This is a genomic window from Burkholderia sp. FW306-1C-G01B (assembly GCF_058781685.1).
Map to the genome: position 1 here is coordinate 79400 of NZ_JBYSWZ010000012.1, position 16659 is coordinate 96058.

Consider the following 16659-nt stretch of genomic DNA (forward strand, 5'->3'; position numbering starts at 1 on the left):
GAAGCGCCGGCCGCGCGCCACCGCGATCACCGCCCCAGGTAACGCTCCACGAGACGCGTCCAGAACGCCGCGCCGATCGGCAGGTTGCGATCGTTGAAGTCGTATTTCGGGTTGTGCACCATGCAGCCGTCCTCGCCTTCGCCGTTGCCGAGCCGCACGAACGAGCCCGGCCGCTGCTGCAGCATGAACGCGAAATCCTCGCTGCCCATCAGCAGGTCGGTCTGCTCGACCACGTGCGCGTCGCCGACCAGTTCGCGCGCGACCTGCGCGGCGAAATCCGTTTCGGCATCCGTATTGACGACGACCGGGTAGCCTTCGATGTACTCGACGTTCGCGGTCGCGCCGTAGCTCGCGGCCTGCGTTTCGGCCAGTTCGACGATGCGGCGCTTCAGCAGCGCGCGCACGTCGGGGCTGAACGAGCGCACGCTGAGTTCGAGGCGCGCGCCGTTCGGGATCACGTTGTTCGCGGTACCCGCGTGCATCGAGCCGACCGTGACGACCGCCGGCTGTGCGGGGTCGACGTTGCGCGCGACGATCGTCTGCAATGCCATCACGATGCTCGCCGCGACGACGACCGGGTCGACCGTCAGGTGCGGCCGCGCCGCGTGGCCGCCGACGCCTTCGATCGTGATGATCGCCTTGTCGCCGGCCGACATGAACGGGCCGCGCCGCGTGAGGAAGACGCCGGGCGCCGCGCCCGGATGGTTGTGCATGCCGAACACGGCATCGCACGGGAAGCGTTCGAACAGGCCATCGTCGATCATCTTCTTCGCGCCGCTGTCGACGCCGTGCTCTTCGGCCGGCTGGAAATACAGGTGCACGGTGCCGGAAAAGTTGCGTGTCTTCGCGAGATGCTGCGCGGCGCCGAGCAGCATCGTCGTGTGGCCGTCGTGGCCGCACGCGTGCATCTTGCCGTGCGTGCCGCTCGCATACGGCAGGCCGGTCGCCTCGACGATCGGCAGCGCATCCATGTCGGCGCGAATGCCGATGCTGCGCGCGCCGTCGCCCACGCGCAGCGTGCCGACGACGCCCGTCTTGCCGACCCCGCGCGTCACCTGCCAGCCCCATTGCCCGAGCTTGTCCGCGACGAGCGCGGCCGTGTCGTGCTCTTCGTACGCAAGTTCGGGATGGTGATGGATGTGGTGACGGATCTCGCGCAGCCCGCCGGCGGCGGGCATCAGATCCTCGATTTCGGTGAATCGGACGTCGGTGGTCATCAAGCGGCTCCTGCTGATCGTCAGCGTGTCAGCCGCACGCGGACGGTCGCGTGCGGGAAAGCGAGCCACTATATCGAGCCGATATCGGTTCAATAAGATGCGGAATTTTTCACCGCGATAAGATTTATTAATCAGGGTTAGTACGGGGGCGATCGTGTATGTGTAGTCTTCGATTAGATCGATCGATTACACGGAAGAGCAGATAGCTGCCAGAGAACTCCGAAACACCGCATACCACGAAGCGGGCCACAAGTTGCTCTACGAGCGCTTCGGCGGCGCTGGCGACGCAGTCGTGTGGAAAAACGAGAGTGGCAATTCCGAGGAGTGCGCGTGGCTCGGCCAGTTCCGTCCCCGCACCTGCCCCGAGGAGATGCACAAGGTGGCGTTGAAACATGGGTTTGCGGTTCCCGAGCTACCTGCGAACCGGCGCTATGGCGGATTCCCTGTTCCTCAAAATTTCCTTTGGAGAAGCATCGGCCTCCGATCTCGCGCTCGTGGGCGTCACGGACATCGAGTGCTGCGGACTGAGCTATGACGTGGTCGACGAAGTCGTGCGGATGCTGCGCGAGGGATGGTCCGTCGTGCAGGAAGAAGCCGAGTATCTGATAGCGTCCGCCGCAGCTGACCCTGCTTGCTGCAGAATGGTGTGAGAGATGACCCGCCTGCGGCATGTGATGCGGCGATTTTTCCGGCAGGCTGCTATGTGATCGGAGCCGACCATCCCGTGACGTCGGGCCAACGGTGTGATTTTCGACCCGCCCCGAACACGAAGTGTCTGACAACCCCTTTTCTGCTGACCGTCTGGATGAACGGGTTACCAGTAATATTCGCCGTCGTCACGTTGACCTTCGATCCATGTGTCGCCGAGGTCGAGCTCGTAGTATGAATAGGCTGGTTCGCCTCCCTTGCCGGCGACTTCGAGAGTAGTTTGCCCCGATACGGTACACACCGATCAGGTTTCTGGAATTCCGAGCGAAAGCTACGCTTCCATCGACTGTCGGCATAACGAAGCTGCCTTCATCTATCCCGGAATCCACGACCGCCAGATGCTGGACGCAGCTTCGCGGGCTTCGGTTCTGCTGGATGCTCCTAGATTGGCCGCAATCAATCCCCTAAGGCTTCGGAAATGCGATTTTGTTGAAAGCCGAAATCCTTGAAAATACGTCGGAAATGAATTCAATAAACACTATGGCCCGTGTTGGAAGCAACCTGTTTGCAACATAGACAATCTGAACAGGGACGGCCGGAGCAAAGTGCCCGGTCAGAATTAACTGCAAACGACCGCTTTTTAACCCTTCCTCGAACAGCCATTCCGGCCCATGCCCGACCCCTAACCCTGCTGTGACCGCTGCTCGAACGGCCTCGGGTGAGTTGACCCGCAATCTCCCAGAGACCGGAATATCGGCGTCACGAAAGCGCCATGTCGCACCGGACGACAGCAAAGTGTAGACCACGCAATCATGTTCGCGCAGGTCATCAGGTGTGTCCGGAACTCCGCGTTTCGCCAGATAGTCCTTGCTGGCCACGACCACACGCTCGTACATTCCTATGCGCCTGGCGCGTAGCGCACTGTCCTCCAGATGTCCAATGCGAATCGCGAGCTCGACTCCCTCGTCTACAAGGTTCACGTAGCGATCGCTGATCTGAAGATCCAGCGTCAATCTGGGATACCGCTCCAGAAAGACCGGGACCTGAGGCAACACATATGCATGCGCTAACGCCGTGGGACAGGCCACGCGCAAGAGTCCCGATGGATCGACACTGTTCCTGAAAGACGATTCAGATTCGTCCACCGCGTCAAGAATCCGGCGGATATCTGCATAGTAGCGTTCACCCTCGGGCGTCAGGGCAAGCTTTCGTGTGGATCGGTGCAGCAGCCGCGTTTGGAGATGGTCCTCCAGCGCGGCTACATAGCGGCTGACGTTGGGTTGGCCCAATCCCAAATCTCGCCCTGCAGCAGAAAAACTCCCCGTCTCGACGGCCCGTGCGAAACACGTCATCAAGAGAAATCGGTCCACGCGGCCCCCAATTCATGCAACAGAAGCATGAAATATATTCAAAGCAGACATCTTATCGCCACATCGGCATAGGTGCACATTTCTCCCTGTCGACCACGGTTGGTTGTCACTTACAGGAGAAGTCAATGTCGCGCTTGCAAGGTAAACGCACCCTTATCACCGGCGGCACCAGCGGCATCGGTCTGGAAACCGCGAAGCAGTTTTTGGCCGAGGGCGCCCGCGTCGTCGTCACGGGAGTCAATCCCGATTCGATCGCCAAGGCGCAAGCCGAACTTGGACCCGAGGTTCCGGTTCTACGGGCCGACTCGGCCAGCGTCGCTGCCCAAAAGGAACTGGCACAAGCCATCAAGGATCACTATGGCCAACTAGACGTTGCCTTTCTCAATGCTGGTGTATCCGTCTGGTTGCCGATCGAGGAATGGACGGAAGAGATGTTCGATCGCTCGTTCGATGTCAATGTCAAGGGACCGTACTTCTTGCTCCAGGCGTTGCTGCCGGTGTTCGCTCGCCCGGCGTCGGTCGTGCTCAACACGTCCATCAGTGCGCATGTTGGCGCAGAGCGCTCCTCCGTTTATGCGGCCACCAAGGCTGCGGTGCTGAATATGTCGAAGACGCTTTCGGCGGAACTGCTTGGACGCGGCGTCCGCGTCAATGCGGTCAGCCCCGGCCCGGTCGACACGCCGCTGTACGACAAGCTCGGCATCCCCGACGCCTACCGCGAACAAGTCAACAGGGATATTGCCGCCACCATCCCACTCGGCCGCTTCGGTACTCCGGAGGAGGTGGCCAAAGCCGTGCTGTACCTGGCCTCCGACGAGTCCCGTTGGACGGTCGGATCGGAAATCGTCGTGGATGGCGGTCGCATGCTCAACCGCTGATCGAGCAACGCCGGAGCCCGGGGAAAGCGTCTTCTGTTCGCGCACGAGTGGCAGGTGCTGCGTTCGGCATCACGCTTTCCCCTCCCGCGAAGCAAAAAGAGCAGAGACACGGAAAACATCCTGGTGCACTGCCGCTGCAGACAGACCATTCGAGCCTTACATGACAATGCCCTCGCTTACTCTGATCAGTCACCCTCTGTGCCCGTTCGTCCAGCGGGCCGCCATCGTTTTGCTTGAAAAACAAGTTGCGTTCGAGCGTATCAACGTGGATCTCAACGCCAAGCCGGCTTGGTTTTTGGCACTGTCACCGACTGCCAAGGTCCCTTTGCTCCAAATCCAGCAGCCCGACGGCGAAGAAGAGATCTTGTTTGAAAGTATGGCGATTTGCGAATATCTGGACGAAACGCAACCCGGCCCACATCTCTACCCGGCCAATCCATTGGCACGCGCCAAGCATCGAGCCTGGATTGAATTTGGCTCAGCGACCCTGGGCGAGGCGTGGGGGTACTTGAACGCCAAGGACCATGCCAGCGCCGAAGTAAAAGCCACGTCGTTCAAAGAACGGCTGGTCCAACTCGAAAACGTCCTAGGCTTCGGTCCGTACTTCGACGGTGAGGCCTTTGGCATGGTAGACGCGGTCTTTGCCCCCATCTTTCGCTACTTCGACACCTTAGAGATAGATGGTGTCGCGTCAATTTTCGCGGACGTTCCCAAAGTCAACGCCTGGCGTAGAAATCTCCGAGGAAGAGCTAGTGTGATCGGCGCCGTTTCTGTAGATTATCAGGCCCATTTTCTAGCGCACTTGCGACGGCAAAAGGCTGTGCTGGCCGAGAAAATGTAGGACGCGTCCCCATCGCCTCACGTGCTCTATTGGAACGCGCCCCTCCGTTACAAATCCATCCCGAGACCTTATAGCCGCAGCCGGAAGCTAACAAATGTTCTTCTCGGGAACCACGGCTAAAAGATGCCACCGCCTCGCGTGCTCGGAAAGACGATTGTCGAATGATCGTCATCGAGCATTCGTTCGGTGGGCAAATTATTCACAGAGCCTTGATATCGGAGACGGCTGAAGGCGATTGGCGAGCGACAACCACGTCGCAACCAGCAGATTGTTCTGACGCGCTTCGAGCCAGCGTCGTCATGTCCCGTTCAAACCGCACCCGCTCCCCACGCAAGGAATCCGCCGTCCACCGGAAGCACAATTCCGTTCGTATACCCCGCCTCCTCCGACGCCAGATAGCACACCGCCGCAGCGATTTCCGACGTCGTGCCGTAGCGCTTCATAGGAATCGCATTTGAATATTCGGCGCGGAACTCTTCACTATGCAGCGCCTTGGTCATAGGCGTATCGACTGGGCCTGGCGCGATTGCGTTAGCTGTAATGCCGTAATCGCAGAGCTCCACTGCCATCTGGCGGGTTAAAGCAATAACGGCCCCTTTCGAGGTGCCGTATGCCGTGCGGCCTTTACCGACCGCTCGCATGCCCGCCACCGAGGCGATATTGATTATGCGGCCCCAGCGATTCTTTACCATCAGACGTGCGGCGTGCTGGGAGCACACCGATGATCCGCCGCCCGAAGTAGCGGCGGCCGGTCACAATCGTTGTATCTGAATACAACCAACTGCTAGATCGTCTAAGTCTTTGATCTGGTGGGCACTTCCACAACGAACAGGTTGTGGCTCGGTTCCCCAGTATCAGCGTTAGACGCCCCTTCGAGAGCATCGACCAACGCAAAATCGTCATCGTTTGCAAAAGAAGGAGGTCACTTCGCCGGCCGAAGCCGACGCCGAAGGGGAAAATGTCGTCATACGTGCCGCGAAATGAAGTCGTCCCGACGCTCGGCGTTGCGAACGCCTGACGCCAACTCGCCCAGGGGCAGGCGTATTGAGAGTCATACATCATTCCCGAGCTCGGCACGCCTCAACACTCAACCCTTAGGTACCTTACTTGATCTTGACCACGACCTTACCCTTGGCGCGTCCTTGCGCTAGGTACTCAAGCGCTTCCTTTGCCTGTTCAAACGGAAATACCTTGTCAATCACCGGATGGATGCGTTCTGACTTGAGCAGTTTGCCAATCTCGGCAAGTTGAGCACCGTCGGGGCGTACGAAGAGAAATGAGTAGGTGACGTCCCGCGTTCTCGCGAGACGCATGATCTTGCGACTCATTAGGCCAAATACGAACCTCAGGACGAAGTTCAGCCCGCGAGCACGGGCGAACGCTGCGTCCAGCGGCCCGATAAGAGAGACGATCTTGCCTCCTTGACTCAGGATTCCTATCGACTTTTCAATCGCATCACCCCTGATCGTGCCAATCACCACATCGTAGCCGCCCAGCACTTTCTCGAACTCTTGCTTCTTGTAGTCGACTACCTCGTCCGCGCCCAGGCTTGTAACCAATGGGATATTACCCGTACTGGTGTTGGTCCCTACTTTAGCACCGAAATACTTGGCCAATTGGATCGCAAACGTGCCAATACCGCCAGATCCTGCAGGAATGAACACCTTCTGACCCGCGTGAAGATTGGCACGTTCCTTCAGCGCTTGCCAGGAAGTGAGTGCGACCATTGGAACTGAGGCGGCCTGCACGAAGTCGAGATTAACCGGTTTTGGGGCTGCTGCACTCTCCGGTACAACGGCGAATTCGGCGATAGATCCTCTTCCAAGGTCGAACAGACTTGCAAAGATTGCGTCGCCTTTCTTGAAACGAGTTACGCGGCTGCCAACATCGATCACAATGCCAGCGAGGTCGCTACCCATAGTCGCGGGCAGTTGGAACTTCAATACGGGTTTGAAAATTCCCGTCGGAATCATGTTATCGATCGGGTTCACCCCCGCGGCGTGAACCTCGACCAGCAGTTCGTCGGGCTTTAGTGTGGGGCGCGGAACTTCGGCGAACCCAATCTCGGGTGATTTGCCATAGCGTTTGAATGTGAGTGCTTTCATGTTGCTCTTACTCCGATGTTGCGTTGTATTGTGAAGGCGCTGAACTGAGCCGCGCTCACGCCCACGGCTGGGGTACTATCCAGCCGCTTCGACGCGAATGAGAACTTCGTCGTCGGCGAGTGAGGGATCTGGCACATCCTCATACACCAGGGTTTCAGGGCCTCCGGTCTTATGAAATCGGACTGATTTCATTTCTTTCTCCAAATTTCGGTGATGCTTTCGGCAAAGCGCGTCGTCGACGAATTTTGGTCGAGAATCATGCGCGCTCTGCTGGGGTTCGCGAGAAGCTTCATACGTGGCTGCCCCACAGAGTATTCATTGCGATAGGAACTCCAGTGCCGTAGGTACGAAGTTGGTGTAATGCTGGAAAATTCCACCATGGCCCGCGTCCTGATAAATGACGAGTTGTGCATGGGGGATGCGGCGGGCCATATCGTGGCTCAAAGCGGTGGGTACCATAATGTCGTTATCCCCATTGGCGATCAGGACAGGGATGGGCAGGTTGGTGAGGTCTTGTGGCGCCTGCTGGCCCCAAGCCTTGATCGCCTTGAGTTGATGAAGGAAGGCGCGAGGTGTAGGCCCCTTGTCACGGCCAGTCTTACGTTCCTTCAACCGTTTCAAGAAGGCGCTTGCTGCACGCCGGCCATTGGTTGTGGAGGTGAAGAACAGATAGGCCTTTGGATCGCGCAGCGTTAGCAGGCCTTTGAGCATCAGTGGCCAGGACACGGCACCCACACGATCGATGCCGTGACCGCCGGCGGGACCCGTGCCAGTGAGGATGAGCTTGCGCACCAGGCCGGGCGCCTTGAGAGCCACGTCCTGCGCCACGAATCCGCCGAGCGAGAAGCCAAGCAGGTCGACTCGATCAAAACCCATTGCGCGAATCACCGCGATGGTGTCGCGCGCCATCTCGTCCACGGTCACCGGCGCGATACCGCCGGATAAGCCAATTCCTCGATAGTCGATGGTGATAACGCGACGCTTGTGAGCCAAGCCGTCGACGATGCGCGGGTCGAAGTTATCCAGAACGGCTCCCCAATGGTTCAGCAAAACTAAAGGAATTCCGCCGTGCGGACCGAGTTCGCGGTAGGCGAAGGTAGTGCCAGCCGCCTTGACGAAGTTGTTCGGTGCTCGAGCAAACGACGGGGCCGATTGGGTGTCTGGGTTGATGCTCTTCATCATTGACTCCTTGGGTTCTACTTTCATATGTCGAGCATCATGCTGACGGGTAAAAAAAAGCAGTCGGACTTTAATCCGCGCCGCAAGCAAGATGCTCGAGTGCTGCTTCAAGCATCGATTCGGACAACGGCTCTTCGTCGACAGCGCGCGCCAGGATCACGGCCCCAATCATCGTTGCTGTGGTCGCCAGGGCACGCTTGTGCGCATCGGGCTCACCCCAATCGGCCGATTGGCGGGAGACGACTTCGATCATTTCTTTGATGCGACGCGTAATTGCGCGTCGTACAGCCGGCGCCTGACGCGGCATTTCCGTTCCCAGGGCGGCGATTGGGCAACCGACCTCCGGGTTTTTCACGTGCTCCTTGGACAGATAAGCTCGTAGGAGCGCCCGCAGGGAATGCTCGGCGGGCGCTGCGGCCGTACAGCGCAAAAAGGTGGCGATGGCATCGGCGCCTGCCCGATCCGCCAACTCGACCAGCATTGCCTCTCTCGAAGCGAAATGTCCGTAAAACCCACCGTGGGTGAGGCCCGCGTGCTTCATGATGTCGCCAATGGCGACGCCGTCATACCCGCTGCGGCGGATCACGCGCGCGCCAGCGTCGACAATGCGCTCGTGCGTGGCTTCCTTTGATCGGGCGGCGGATCGTTTCATAGGACGTTCATCAGCGATGAGTTTCTAATCGCAAGCGCCTCGGCGCTCAACTGCGCGCCCGCAAACGACGCGTGCGAAACGTTCCCCAGCCGCTGCTGAATGCAGACTTCAAGAATGCCGCAAGCCCGCTCTCGTCGGGGCGCGGTTCTCTACCCCTCGCAATGCGCTTGAGCTGGCGCGTGTACCACAGCACCTCCATGATTCCGATGCGATCGACAGTCTTGAGGCCGGTACTGATTGGGTGCACCTGCTGCAGGCTGTCGCGCCCTTGAAGCAACGCGACGGGGGCATCAGGATCGATCGCGAGCAGACGCGCCAAGCCCACCACATCCAGCGCGCTGGAGTGCAGCGCCGCATTCATGCCGGCAGCCGTTCGGAAACCACCGGTCACCATCAGTGGCACTTTGACTGCTGCCCGCACCTTCTGGGAAAATTCAAGGAAGTAGGCTTCTCGGACCGCGGTGGATTCCTTCTTCGGTTCTCGCATCGCCCCGCTCATGGCCGGCGCCTCATAGGTACCGCCAGAAATCTCGATCAGGTCGATGCCCGCGTCGGTCAACGCGCGGATTGTCTCGATCGATTCTTCTTCCGTAAGACCACCACGCTGGAAGTCGGCCGAATTGAGCTTGATGCCGACCGGGAAGTCTGGACCGACCTGCCGGCGGATTTCCGCATATACGGCCAGTACGAACCGGCGCCGCTTCTCGGGACTGCCGCCCCATTCGTCGCTGCGGCGGTTATGGTGCGGAGAAAGAAATTGGCTAATCAGATAACCATGTGCTCCATGGATCTCTACGCCACTGAACCCAGCCTTCTTGCAAATAGCCGCACTGCGCCCGAAGCGTTCGATGATTTCTTGAATCTCGGACGTGGTCGCTTCGCGCGGTGTCTCGAAGAATGCTGCCATGTCCTCGCGGAAAGGAACCGCAGAGGGCGCCAGGTTGAAGGCGTTCAAACCCTTGGTCGACTGCTTTCCGGGATGGTTAAGCTGCACCCAGATCGACACCCCTTGCGCGGTTGCAGCCTCCGCCCACTGCCGCAGCACGGGCAAGTCTGCTTCGTCTTCGATCACGACATTCCCAGGCTCGCCCAAGGCGCGGCGGTCGATCATTACGTTGCCTGTCATGATCAGTCCGAGCCCCGAGGCAGCCCAGCGTCGGTACAACTGCACCAGGTCCGGTGTTGGGCGATTATCGTAGGTGCCCAGAGTCTCACTCATGGCGGCCTTGGCGAGCCGGTTGCGCAGAGCGCTGCCATTGGGCAGGCGCAGCGGCTGGTTAAGCAGATCGGGTTTCATGGCAACTCAGAAGACGGTGCGGTCGTAAGGCAAGACGACTTTCGGAGGCTGCAGGAACGCCGTAAGGCCCTGGAACCACAACACTTCCCGGAAGTCGCCGCTGATGGTCAGGTCTTTACTGCTCACCCCCCTGAGGAAAGCCGCTTGGGCATCCTTGTCCGACAGAATCTCGAAGCCTTTGGCGGCACTAGTAAAGGTGAGCGTGAATCGAGGAGTCGCTGCCAGTCCCGCAAACGATCGGACGGTGGCGGATCTTGGTCGGCTCGCATATGACGCCGCTCCCAGAACGCCCTTGCTGCCTGCTCAGCCTCTGCTGATCGGCCGAAGAACAGATAGAGGAAGTCTTCGAACGCAGGGACCGGATTGACCGCTGTCGTCAACACGCGCTGCTCCATTTCGGGATTTCCCCCGCGCGGCCCGGTACCCAGCAGCATCAGCTTGCGCACGAGCTCGGGATGGCGCCAAGTCAGGTCCAGCGCCTGAAACCCTCCCAACGAAAAGCCCAGAACGTCGATTTGCTGCAAGCCGAGTGCGCGAACGAAGGCCGCTGCGTCATCGGCCATGTCCTCAATGCGCGTTCGTGGTTGCCCGCCGGAGGAAGCGACGCCGCGACCGTTGTAGAGAATGACTTCGCGGCTTTGCGCAAGACCATCCGTCATCAGTGGATCCCAGTTGTCCATGCCCCCACGGAAGTGCTGCAGGAACAGTAACGGCGGCTGCGAAGAATCTGCGTTACCCCAGCGGCGGTAGGCGAATCGAGTACCTTCGACATCCACGAAGCGCGTGGGTGTAGTGATATGGTTGTCAATCATGTTTTCACCTGTTGAGGCAGCTTCGCAGCTTCAATGCGCTAGAAATGCCAACACTTGGGGCGCAAAGTCCTCGTGGTATTCGTCGCTCCGCCGTTTGCTGCAATTGCTTTACAGACCACGGCGCCCCCTGAAACAACCAGAGGGTGCAGTGTCGGGATGCAAAAAACGGCTTCTTACAGATCAGGTACAGCCTGACGCTCGCCAAAGGCAGAAACGGCAATAGTCAGGCGTTGAGCTGATAGCGCTCGGCCGCGTGTGCTTGTCGAATGTCCGACATCAGTCCCTGGCGAGCGCCATCCAGCGCGTCCCATCGTCCGGCTACGTGCAGTGGCGGGATCGTGACCAGTTCGCGACGGTCGAACCCAATCAGTGCCGCATCAACCAGCTCTCCGACTTCCATAACTTCGGGAAGCGTGTTCACGTCGACCCCGGCACGCTCCCAGATCTCCGTGCGGGTCGCCGCCGGCAGTACCGCCTGCACGTAAACGCCCTTGGGCGACAATTCGAGGTTCAGGCCCTGCGACAGGAACAGCACGAATGCCTTGGTCGCGCCGTAGATCGACATGCCGAACTCGGGCGCGAAACCTACCACCGAGCCAATGTTGACGATCGAGCCATTACCGGACTGCACAAAGCGTGGAGCGACCGCGGCTGCAAGCCTCGTCAGCGCCGTGGTGTTGAGCGTGATCAGGCGTTCGATGCTTTCAGAGGTTTGCTGCAGGAAGCCGCCAGACTGAGCCACACCGGCATTGTTTATTAGAATTCCTATCCGATCGTCATCGCGCAGACGCGCCTCGAGCGCGGACAGATCGGTGGACTGGGTCAGGTCGGCCTGCAGCACTTCTACGGCCACACCGCTTTCCTCACGCAGGCGCGTTGCCAAGGCATCCAGTCGCGCCTTGTCACGGGCGACAAGGACGAGGTCATGGCCACGCCGAGCGAAGCGCTCGGCGTAGGTGGCGCCGATGCCGCTGGAGGCGCCGGTGATGAGGACTGTCGGAAGCGTGGTCATGGGTACTTTCCTTTGCAAGGGTTCTTCTGGCGGAGACTCAGTCAAGGGCGCGAGCTTTAGCCGGAGATCGTCGGATAATCGATGTAGCCCACAGCGCCGCCGCCATAGAGCGTCGCCGGGTTGAGCTGCGTCAGGGGTGCGCCGTGCTGCAGGCGTTCGACCAGGTCCGGGTTGCTGATAAACGGACGGCCGAACGCGAACAGGTCGGCCCTGCCCTCATTGAGTTGAGTGGTGGCGAATTCCAAGTCGTAGCCGTTGTTGGCTAGATAGGTCTGCTTGAAACGGCGGCGCAGCGCGTCATAGTCGAACGCGGCGATATCGCGTGGGCCGCCAGTCGCACCTTCGACTACGTGCAGATAGACGACGCCCTGGGCGCTGAGTTGTTCGGCGATGTAGTCGTACTGCGCTTGCGGATCGCTGCAGGAAATGCCGTTGGCCGGCGAAACGGGCGAGATGCGCACGCCAGTGCGTTCGGCGCCGATTTCCTTGACCACTGCGGCGACCACCTCGAGCAGCAGGCGCGCACGGTTTTCGATCGAGCCGCCGTAGTCGTCGGTGCGATGGTTGGCCCCGTCCTTGATGAACTGCTCCAGCAGATATCCGTTGGCGCCGTGAATTTCCACTCCGTCGAAACCAGCGGCAATAGCGTTGGCGGCAGCCTGTCGAAAATCGTTCACGATGCCCGGCAGCTCGGCAAGTTCCAGGGCGCGTGGTTCGGACACGTCGGCAAATCCGTTGTTGACGAAAGTCTTCGTCTCGGCGCGGATAGCGGAAGGTGCGACCGGCGCCGTACCGCCAGGTTGCAGGTCAGTGTGCGAGACACGGCCCACATGCCAGAGCTGCACGAAGATGCGTCCACCCTTGGCATGTACGGCGTCCGTGACCTTCCGCCAGCCAGCGATCTGCTCGGGCGTGTACAGGCCGGGAGTGTCCTGATAGCCCTGGGCCTGGGCCGAAACCTGAGTGGCCTCCGTGATGATCAGGCCGGCCGACGCACGCTGGGCGTAGTAGGTCGCGGCATGCTCGCTGGGCACCAACCCGGCGCCGGCACGGTTGCGGGTCAGCGGTGCCATGACGATGCGATTGGCGAGCGTCAGGCCACCAAGGGCGTACGGCTCGAAAAGCGTTTTCTCTGACATGTTGTTCCAGCGTCTGGTGGCGGGAATGGGTTAATGATGATGACCATAATCAAAAGTGTCAAGACTTTGATGACGACCAACATCAATGTATAGTCAGGCCATCAGACAGGAACGCGCCCACGGAGAGGAAAAGTGAAAGTCACCAAGGCACAGGCCCAGGCCAACCGGGCCCACGTTGTTGAAACAGCGTCGACGCTGTTCAGGGAGCGCGGTTTTGATGGGGTCGGAGTAGCGGATCTGATGGGCGCAGCTGGGTTCACCCACGGCGGCTTCTACAAGCACTTCCGCTCAAAGGCCGATCTGATGGCGGAATCGGCGGCCTGCGGCATGGCGCAGACCGTTGCGCTGTCGGCTGGGGTGGACGCATCGGAATTCGTGCGACTGTATCTCGCGCGCGAGCACCGCGACTCGCGCGCAACCGGCTGCACGATGGCCGCGCTGGGTGGGGATGCCGCGCGTCAACCCGAAGCGGTCCGGGCCACATTCGCGGACGGCATCGAAAGACTGCTGGCGGCGTTAGTCCAAGAACGTGATTCGTCAGACGGTGCAGACTCGGCGGAGGCCCGAGCCAACTGCCTCGACATCATGGCGCATGCGGTCGGCGCCATTGTGTTGTCGCGCGCGTGCCCGGATGATTCTCCTCTGGCCGACGAAATCCTGACGGTATGCCGCGACAAGATTCTCGCGACACTGGGCCCGTTGGCGACAGCGCGCGAACCAGGTCGCAATCAGGGTAACGACAGCTCCGCCAAGTCAAATTGACATCGGGCGCCGACGGCCACCTGGAAGGTATTGGAGATCATGGAATACGAGAGCTCCGACAACTGTTGTTCCCTGCGGGGCCGACTATCGTTCTCTTCTTTTATCCGTACGGGCGCACGAGCAGACCCGCATTCCTGCCGTTTGGATGATCTGTTGACGTGACGCCTTATAGCTTGAGGAGAGGTGAGGGATTGAACCGTGGAACGACGAGTGTCAGATGCGCGCACGCCCGGCTCAGCGCAACGTAGAGCAGGCACCGATTCTTCTCGTTGGCAACGAGGTTGTTGGCGTCACAGGGGACCAAGAACGCTCTTCGGGTTTCCAGCCCCTTCGACTTGTGGATGGTGCTAATCGCTTGAGGCGGCAACTGGCCTTTCCGTACGCCGCGTTGATGTGTCAGTCTCGTGAGAACGGTATTGATGTCCGGGTCCGTATGTATCTGGCGTGCCTCAGCGAATTCCCGCCCCAGATCGATCCGGATGTCGCGAAAATTTGCGCTCGTCTGCATCAACTGATGAATCAGCTCACCGAAAAATCGGAGCCGGGCACCAGCTCGGGATAACGCGTCAACGATATCCGCATCTAATCGAAGATGACACGTGTATGTCAGATTCGATTAGATGCGGATATGGACGCTCGGCGCATGGCCGGCACGCCGCGCCGCTGCCGCAGGGCTTGCAGCAGGTGCTGCAGTGACAGTCGAGAAGGCTCGCCGTCGCCCCGTTTCCTTGAGCACACGACGTGTGCCGTGCGAGTCTATCGGCGCGAATCGAGCCTCGCCAGCACGCTGGCCACGATCCGATCGCAACGTGCGCCGCCGAACGAGAACACGTCACGCTCGGCCAGATCGACTTCCTGAGCAAGGGATTCGCGCAGCATGTTCCTTGCCCGGAAATGACGCGAACGCACGGTCGCTTCCGGCATACCGAGACACTGTGCCGTTTCCTCGACGCTCAGCTCCTCGACGCAACGCAGGACGAAGACGACCCGGAACGTGTCGGGTAACGCATCAAGCTTGCGCTCGAGCAACGCGCGCAACTCTGCCCGCATGAGCGGGCGATCGGGCGATCGGGCGATCGGGCGATCGGGCGATCGGGCGATGAGATTGGGTCTTCGACCATGACGTTCCGCTCGAAATCGCCGATGGTCGACGTGCTGACCATCGGCGCGATGTTATCGCGCCGGGCGCTCCGGCGCTGACGCGTAAAACAGGTTCAGCCTGGTCGCAAGCGCGACTGCCGATCGGTTCACGCTGGTGTGGTCCGTGACCATCAATTTTGCGAAGTCCCTGACCTGCTTCGTGTGAGTCTTGCCTATCGCAAGCTTCCCTGCATCGATGTCGACCTGATTCGCCGTCACCACGATCGCGGCGATCCGGGGATCGGTTAACTGCGCATCCTGCGCGCAAGCCGCGAGCGGCAACGTCGAAAGCAGTGCCACCAGGCTCAGTTTGTACGTGAGCGCCATTTGTTTTCTCCTGTCCAGTTTGAACGGCCGTCCTCGCAAGGATCGACGATGGACGGTTCCGTGGCGATAGACGTCACGACTGATCGTCGCGTTCCGCGCCCGACACCGTAGCCGCGCAAATGAAACGAGCGGAATAAACGCACCGGCCTGTCCGTTTACTAACGTCCCATTCGTGTTCGGAGCCAAGTCATGAAACAGGTCCATACAACGCTCGGCGCTGCGATGATGGCATTCGTGCTGACCAGCGTCGTAGCATGCGGCAGTTCATCCCACGTCAGTCAGTACAAGGTCGGCGTACTGGTTTCCGACGGTGCGCTTCCCGCTGCTCACGTGGATACAAACCTGAAGAATCCGTGGGGCATTGCATTCAATCCCAAGGGCTTTGTCTGGGTCGCGGATAACGGGACGCAGCATGCGACGCTCTATGACGGCAATGGCGTGCCGCAATCGCTCGTCGTGACAATCCCCGCCGGCTCGCAAGGCGACGCCGCCCCCACGGGCATCGTATTCAATGGCACGTCAGACTTCGTGGTGACCCAGGGCGCAAAATCGGGGCCGGCGCCTTTCATATTCGCCGGAGAGGGTGGAACGATCACGGCGTGGTCGCCCGCGGTCAATCCGACATCGGCCGTCACCGTGTTCGACAGCGGCGGCAGCGCCGTCTACAAAGGGCTCGCCATGGCCAGCAACAACGGCGCGAATTTCCTGTACGCAACGGACTTCCACAACAACCGGATCGATGTTTTCGACAGGACCTTCACAAAGGTTGCGACGACCGGTGCATTTCAAGATCCCGCTTTACCGGCAGGGTTCGCGCCGTTTGGAATTCAGGCCATCGGCTCGAAACTTTACGTCGCTTATGCGAAGCAGGACGCGGCAGCACACGACGACGTCGCTGGTGCAGGGTTGGGTTTGATCGACGTGTTCAGCCCGTCGGGACAATTCATTCAACGCTTCGCCTCAGGCGAACCGTTGAATGCGCCGTGGGGCATGGCGCTTGCGCCCGCGGATTTTGGCCGCTTCAGCAACACCGTTCTGATCGGCAACTTCGGTGACGGCATGATCCACGCGTTCGATGCGACGTCAGGCATGCTGCGCGGGACCCTGCAGCAACTCGATGGCAAGGCGATCGTCGAGCCGGGGCTGTGGGGCATCGCATTCGGCAACGGCCTCAACAATCAACCCGTCAATACGCTGTTCTTTGCTGCCGGCCCCAACGACGAAGCCGACGGTGTCTATGGCCGCATCGATGTCGGCCCGTGAGCGTTCTCGCCGGGATC

General features: G+C 60.0%; 15 protein-coding genes and 3 pseudogenes. 5 read left to right on the forward strand and 13 right to left on the reverse strand.

The features are described from left to right. Positions 1 to 26: 26 nt before the first annotated feature. Entirely contained in the window at positions 27 to 1217 is a 1191-nt protein-coding gene (locus AC3WLY_RS23430; RefSeq protein ID WP_492309770.1) for a M20 aminoacylase family protein, read from the reverse strand. Between the two features lie 431 nt (positions 1218 to 1648). Between AC3WLY_RS23430 and AC3WLY_RS23435 the strand changes: the two genes are divergently transcribed. After that, positions 1649 to 1867, forward strand: a complete 219-nt coding sequence (locus tag AC3WLY_RS23435) for a hypothetical protein (protein ID WP_492309769.1) — start codon at positions 1649 to 1651, stop codon at positions 1865 to 1867. Between the two features lie 462 nt (positions 1868 to 2329). Here the strand turns inward: AC3WLY_RS23435 and AC3WLY_RS23440 are convergent, their stop codons facing one another. Then, positions 2330 to 3235 carry a LysR family transcriptional regulator gene (locus tag AC3WLY_RS23440; RefSeq protein ID WP_492332721.1) on the reverse strand — a complete coding sequence of 302 codons (906 nt, stop codon included), beginning with the start codon at positions 3233 to 3235 and terminating at the stop codon, positions 2330 to 2332. Positions 3236 to 3360: 125 nt separating this feature from the next. Here AC3WLY_RS23440 and AC3WLY_RS23445 point away from each other — a divergent pair, with 125 nt between their 5' ends. Further along, positions 3361 to 4113 (forward strand): SDR family oxidoreductase, encoded by a 753-nt coding sequence (locus AC3WLY_RS23445; protein ID WP_175960211.1) that lies wholly within the window; start codon positions 3361 to 3363, stop codon positions 4111 to 4113. Between the two features lie 160 nt (positions 4114 to 4273). Continuing rightward, positions 4274 to 4954 (forward strand): glutathione S-transferase family protein, encoded by a 681-nt coding sequence (locus AC3WLY_RS23450; RefSeq protein ID WP_175960082.1) that lies wholly within the window; start codon positions 4274 to 4276, stop codon positions 4952 to 4954. Between the two features lie 308 nt (positions 4955 to 5262). Here AC3WLY_RS23450 and AC3WLY_RS23455 read toward each other — a convergent pair. From AC3WLY_RS23455 to AC3WLY_RS23490, 8 genes and pseudogenes are all read right to left on the reverse strand, one after another. Further along, a pseudogene (locus AC3WLY_RS23455) lies at positions 5263 to 5682 on the reverse strand (SDR family NAD(P)-dependent oxidoreductase); the annotation flags it as partial. Positions 5683 to 6057: 375 nt separating this feature from the next. Continuing rightward, positions 6058 to 7059 (reverse strand): NADP-dependent oxidoreductase, encoded by a 1002-nt coding sequence (locus AC3WLY_RS23460; protein WP_492309768.1) that lies wholly within the window; start codon positions 7057 to 7059, stop codon positions 6058 to 6060. Between the two features lie 315 nt (positions 7060 to 7374). Beyond that, complete coding sequence (locus tag AC3WLY_RS23465; RefSeq protein WP_492309767.1) at positions 7375 to 8238, reverse strand: alpha/beta fold hydrolase; 864 nt, start codon at positions 8236 to 8238, stop codon at positions 7375 to 7377. A 70-nt stretch (positions 8239 to 8308) separates the two neighbouring features. Continuing rightward, positions 8309 to 8890 (reverse strand): TetR/AcrR family transcriptional regulator, encoded by a 582-nt coding sequence (locus tag AC3WLY_RS23470; RefSeq protein ID WP_175960078.1) that lies wholly within the window; start codon positions 8888 to 8890, stop codon positions 8309 to 8311. Positions 8891 to 8936: 46 nt separating this feature from the next. After that, positions 8937 to 10187 (reverse strand): NADH:flavin oxidoreductase/NADH oxidase family protein, encoded by a 1251-nt coding sequence (locus tag AC3WLY_RS23475; protein ID WP_492309766.1) that lies wholly within the window; start codon positions 10185 to 10187, stop codon positions 8937 to 8939. Between the two features lie 122 nt (positions 10188 to 10309). Further along, positions 10310 to 10999: an alpha/beta hydrolase gene (locus tag AC3WLY_RS23480; protein WP_425132394.1), complete on the reverse strand. Its 690-nt coding sequence runs from the start codon at positions 10997 to 10999 to the stop codon at positions 10310 to 10312. Positions 11000 to 11222: 223 nt separating this feature from the next. Further along, complete coding sequence (locus AC3WLY_RS23485; RefSeq protein WP_072440264.1) at positions 11223 to 12011, reverse strand: SDR family NAD(P)-dependent oxidoreductase; 789 nt, start codon at positions 12009 to 12011, stop codon at positions 11223 to 11225. Between the two features lie 56 nt (positions 12012 to 12067). Then, the gene (locus AC3WLY_RS23490; protein ID WP_492309765.1) at positions 12068 to 13150 is read right to left on the reverse strand and encodes an alkene reductase; all 1083 of its coding nucleotides are present in this window, start codon (positions 13148 to 13150) and stop codon (positions 12068 to 12070) included. Positions 13151 to 13282: 132 nt separating this feature from the next. On the opposite strand from AC3WLY_RS23490, the gene AC3WLY_RS23495 reads away from it, so the two are divergent. Further along, positions 13283 to 13912, forward strand: a complete 630-nt coding sequence (locus tag AC3WLY_RS23495; RefSeq protein ID WP_492309764.1) for a TetR/AcrR family transcriptional regulator — start codon at positions 13283 to 13285, stop codon at positions 13910 to 13912. 166 nt (positions 13913 to 14078) lie between these two features. Here AC3WLY_RS23495 and AC3WLY_RS23500 read toward each other — a convergent pair whose 3' ends face one another. The 3 genes and pseudogenes from AC3WLY_RS23500 to AC3WLY_RS23510 all read right to left on the reverse strand — a co-directional run. Beyond that, positions 14079 to 14420 carry an ATP-binding domain-containing protein gene (locus tag AC3WLY_RS23500; protein WP_492309788.1) on the reverse strand — a complete coding sequence of 114 codons (342 nt, stop codon included), beginning with the start codon at positions 14418 to 14420 and terminating at the stop codon, positions 14079 to 14081. 248 nt (positions 14421 to 14668) lie between these two features. After that, positions 14669 to 15123 (reverse strand): annotated as a pseudogene (locus AC3WLY_RS23505) (sigma-70 family RNA polymerase sigma factor); the annotation flags it as partial. Next, a pseudogene (locus AC3WLY_RS23510) lies at positions 15122 to 15379 on the reverse strand (DUF4142 domain-containing protein); the annotation flags it as partial. The pseudogenes AC3WLY_RS23510 and AC3WLY_RS23505, both read right to left, overlap by 2 nt. A 189-nt stretch (positions 15380 to 15568) precedes the next feature. Between AC3WLY_RS23510 and AC3WLY_RS23515 the strand changes: the two are divergent. Next, positions 15569 to 16642 (forward strand): TIGR03118 family protein, encoded by a 1074-nt coding sequence (locus tag AC3WLY_RS23515; protein ID WP_175960071.1) that lies wholly within the window; start codon positions 15569 to 15571, stop codon positions 16640 to 16642. Positions 16643 to 16659: the final 17 nt, after the last annotated feature.